At 67.1% G+C, this 3249-nt stretch carries 5 protein-coding genes and 4 tRNA genes; 8 read left to right on the top strand and 1 reads right to left on the bottom strand.

Annotated features, from left to right (window positions below; all coding sequences use genetic code 11):
* The 8 genes from AB1609_19130 to AB1609_19095 form a co-directional block, all read left to right on the top strand.
* Nucleotides 1-250, top strand: a 250-nt coding sequence (locus AB1609_19130; GenBank protein MEW6048556.1) for a nucleoside triphosphate pyrophosphohydrolase, incomplete at its 5' end; no start/stop codon positions are given.
* Between the two features lie 206 nt (nt 251-456).
* Nucleotides 457-843, top strand: coding sequence for a S1 RNA-binding domain-containing protein (locus tag AB1609_19125; GenBank protein MEW6048555.1), 387 nt, complete (start codon nt 457-459; stop codon nt 841-843).
* A 113-nt stretch (nt 844-956) separates the two neighbouring features.
* A complete protein-coding gene (locus AB1609_19120; protein MEW6048554.1) occupies nt 957-1667 on the top strand; it encodes a DUF501 domain-containing protein in 711 nt (236 codons plus the stop codon).
* A tRNA-Leu gene (locus AB1609_19115) sits at nt 1632-1720 on the top strand. Before AB1609_19120 ends, AB1609_19115 begins: the two co-directional genes overlap by 36 nt.
* A gap of 68 nt (nt 1721-1788) precedes the next feature.
* The gene (locus tag AB1609_19110; protein ID MEW6048553.1) at nt 1789-2439 is read left to right on the top strand and encodes a metal-dependent transcriptional regulator; all 651 of its coding nucleotides are present in this window, start codon (nt 1789-1791) and stop codon (nt 2437-2439) included.
* Nucleotides 2440-2521: 82 nt separating this feature from the next.
* Nucleotides 2522-2598: transfer RNA gene (locus AB1609_19105), tRNA-Met, on the top strand.
* A gap of 4 nt (nt 2599-2602) precedes the next feature.
* A tRNA-Met gene (locus tag AB1609_19100) sits at nt 2603-2679 on the top strand.
* A gap of 57 nt (nt 2680-2736) precedes the next feature.
* Nucleotides 2737-2812: transfer RNA gene (locus AB1609_19095), tRNA-Lys, on the top strand.
* Nucleotides 2813-2962: 150 nt separating this feature from the next.
* Here AB1609_19095 and AB1609_19090 read toward each other — a convergent pair.
* Nucleotides 2963-3249: hypothetical protein (locus AB1609_19090; protein ID MEW6048552.1), on the bottom strand; the 287-nt coding region annotated here is incomplete at its 5' end.

Genomic DNA, 3249 nt, shown 5'->3' with positions numbered 1-3249 from the left:
CGAGCAGGACCGGGAGGCAGCCTACCGCGAGATGGGGGACCTGCTGTTTGCGCTGGTGAACGTGGCGCGCTACATGCGGATCGACCCGGAGCTTTCGCTGCGGGACGCGACCCGGCGGTTCGTGGAACGCTTCCGCCGGGTGGAGGCTCTTGCTCGGGAGCAGGGGCGGACCCTTGCGGAGATGACGCTTGCAGAGATGGACGCCCTGTGGGATCGGGCAAAGCAGGAGCAGCAGGGCGGGAGCGCGTGAGTTCGGCCCCGGCGGGCGGGATGCCGCCGGGGCCGGGAGAGCTGGGATTTGCTTCCTCGAAATTCCCCGAAGCACCCCGAGGTTAATCGATTGCACACGATCGAAGCCCGTATTGACAGGCTTTTTGGCGTCTCATATAATCGGGTTGCCCGCGGAAGCCCTCGGGTTATCAAAGGAAAGGTTACAGGGGAGGAATAGCCTCGCGCATGGCCGTTGAGGTCGGCAGCATCATAGAGGGAAAGGTTACCGGCATCACCCACTTTGGCGCGTTTGTTGAGCTGCCTGACGGGGAGACGGGACTCGTTCACATCTCGGAGATTGCCGATACGTACGTCAGGGACGTTCGGGATTATTTGACAGAAAACCAGGTTGTCAAGGTCAAGGTCATTAACGTCGCCGATGGGAAAATCGGGCTTTCGATCCGGCAGGTGTACGGGCCGCCTCAGCGGACAGGTGGCCGCGGAGCGAGGGCGCGTAACGCCTCGTTCGAGGAGAAGCTGCAGCGGTTTTTGAAGGAGAGCGAGCAGCGGCAGCAGGACCTGAGGCGCAGCGTAGAGTCCAAGCGTGGAGGGCGTGGGAGCCGGCGGGCTTGACAGAGGGCAGCCGGAAGCGGGTTGAGGGTCGCGGCCGGGGAGATTGTCCCGGCCGCTTTTCGCGTGGCGGGTCAACATACTGCATGCCTGGACCGGGGTGAAACGGCGACCGGATGATGCCGGGGATCGGGCGTCCCTGGTGGGAGAAGGCCACGCCGGATGACGTCGTGACTGTGGGAGCGCAGCTGGGGCGGCCGGCGACCGGTCTCCTTGCCGTTGCCGCCAGGTGCCGCTTCGGGCAGCCCGCGGTGGTGGTGACGGCGCCGGCGGTTGAGGGGCCGGACGGGGTTCTCGAGCCCTTCCCCACCACGTTCTGGCTCACCTGCCCCTATCTGGCGGAGGAGGTGAGCCGGCTCGAATCGCAGGGCTGGATTGCCCGCCTCTCGGGCGAATTCAAGCGAGACCCGCAGAAGGCGGCGGCGCTACGGGCGGCTCACGAGGGGGCGGCGGAGCTGCGGCGGCAGATGGTCACCCCGCCGATCATGGAGCGGCTGGAGCGGGTCTCCCCGCACGCGGTCAGGCGGCTGGCGTCCGCCGGGGTGGCAGGGAGCCGGCACTTTGAGGCCGTGAAGTGCCTGCACGCCCACCTGGCCGACCACCTGGGCCGGGGCGGCAACCCGGTGGGGCGACGGGTGGTGGAGCTTCTGGACGAGCACGGGGTAACGCTCAGCGGATCGCCGGCATGCCGGACGGAGCAGGCAGGAGCGTGCCCGGCCCGCTTGCCCGAAGGACGGTCGGTCTCGTACAATGAGGGGCGCAGCCCCATTCTGCAGCAGGTTTTCGAGGACGCCGGGGTGGCGAAAAGGCAGACGCGGGGGACTTAAAATCCTCTGGGCTGGCGAAGCCCGTGCGGGTTCAACTCCCGCCCCCGGCACCACCCCCGACCGCGACCGCCACGTTTACCACGCCGGATTACCCGGGGCAGGGCTCCTTGGGAGGGCGGCCGTGCTTTCACAGTCGAAAGAGGATTATCTGGCAGCCATTTACCGGATGCAGCAGGAGGGCGAGAAGGGTGCGACGGGGGCCGTGGCGGCTCGTCTCGGGGTCTCGGCGGCATCGGCCACGGCCATGTTCCAGAAGCTGGCTGCCGAGGGGCTGGTTGAGTACCGGGAGTACGCCGGCGTGACGCTGACCGAAAAGGGAGAGCAGGTCGCGCTGGACGTGATTCGCCGGCACCGGCTGGCCGAACGCTTCCTCACGGACGTGCTGGAGATCCCGTGGGACCGGGTCGACGAGATGGCCCATCGTATGGAGCACGCCCTGCCTAAAGAGGTCATCGAGGGGTTTCACCGGCTGCTCGGAGGGCCCACCACCTGCCCCCACGGCTACCCGATTCCGACCCCGGACGGCAAGGTTGCCGAGGTCGCGGTGAGGCCGATCTCGGAGATGCGCCCCGGCGAGGAGGCGGCGGTCGTCCGGGTCAAGGAGGACGACCCGCAGCTCCTGCGTTATCTGCAAAGCTGCGGGTTGGTGCCGGGCGCCAGGGTGAAGGTGGTGGCGATGCGGCCGTTCGACGAGCCCATCAACCTGAGCGTGGACGGCAACGAGCAGGTCGTTGGCCACCGCATCGCCGAGGCGGTGTTCGTGACGGCCTGAGGGGCGGCTTGACGGCCGCCGGAGGCCGGTGTATATGTTAAGGGTGCCTGCCGGTGTTCCGCCGGGGTGGGCAGGTGGACGGCGCGGGGTGGAGCAGCCTGGTAGCTCGTCGGGCTCATAACCCGAAGGTTGTCGGTTCAAATCCGACCCCCGCAACCACCGTGGCGGCGTAGCTCAGTTGGTTAGAGCACGCGGTTCATACCCGCGGTGTCGCTGGTTCGAGTCCAGCCGCCGCTACCATGTGCGGGCATTCTCTGCCGGCCGCCCTGGCGGGGGCGCAGCGGCAGGCCATTTGGTGCGCCAGTAGCTCAATTGGCAGAGCAGCGGACTCTTAATCCGCGGGTTGGGGGTTCGATTCCCTCCTGGCGCACCAGTCATATTAAGGGTAAACGTCATCGGGTACGCATCCCATGGACCGCGGACAATGTCCGCCGGATCGAACTTCTGCTCGGCTTCGAACAGGTACCCACTAGGGCTAAACGCAGTGGCCAGGACGATGGCAAACACCGGGATCTCGCGTCCTTCAACGGTTGGCCGAGATGATGCGGCGTAGGGTGCCGGTGTGGTAGCGCTCGTGGTACAGCATGCGCCGCAGCACCTTGCGGGCGGTCCAGGGCTCGGGTACGCCCCAGATGCGCGCCGCCGTGGCGTCGTCCGGATGGGTGACGGCGGCGCGTTCGGCAGGGGTCAGGCCAGATAGGCGGGCCATGCACCGTTCGCGAGTCCACTTGAGGGCCTCGAAGGGTTCCACCGGGTGGCCTGCAGGAACGGGCCAGGGGACTATGCGCGAGAGATACCACCACTCGGTCT

Source organism: Bacillota bacterium, from assembly GCA_040754675.1.
GTDB lineage: Bacteria > Bacillota > Limnochordia > Limnochordales > Geochordaceae > Geochorda.
Note: the sequence above shows the minus strand (reverse complement) of the source record. Positions and strands in the feature narration are given on the sequence as shown.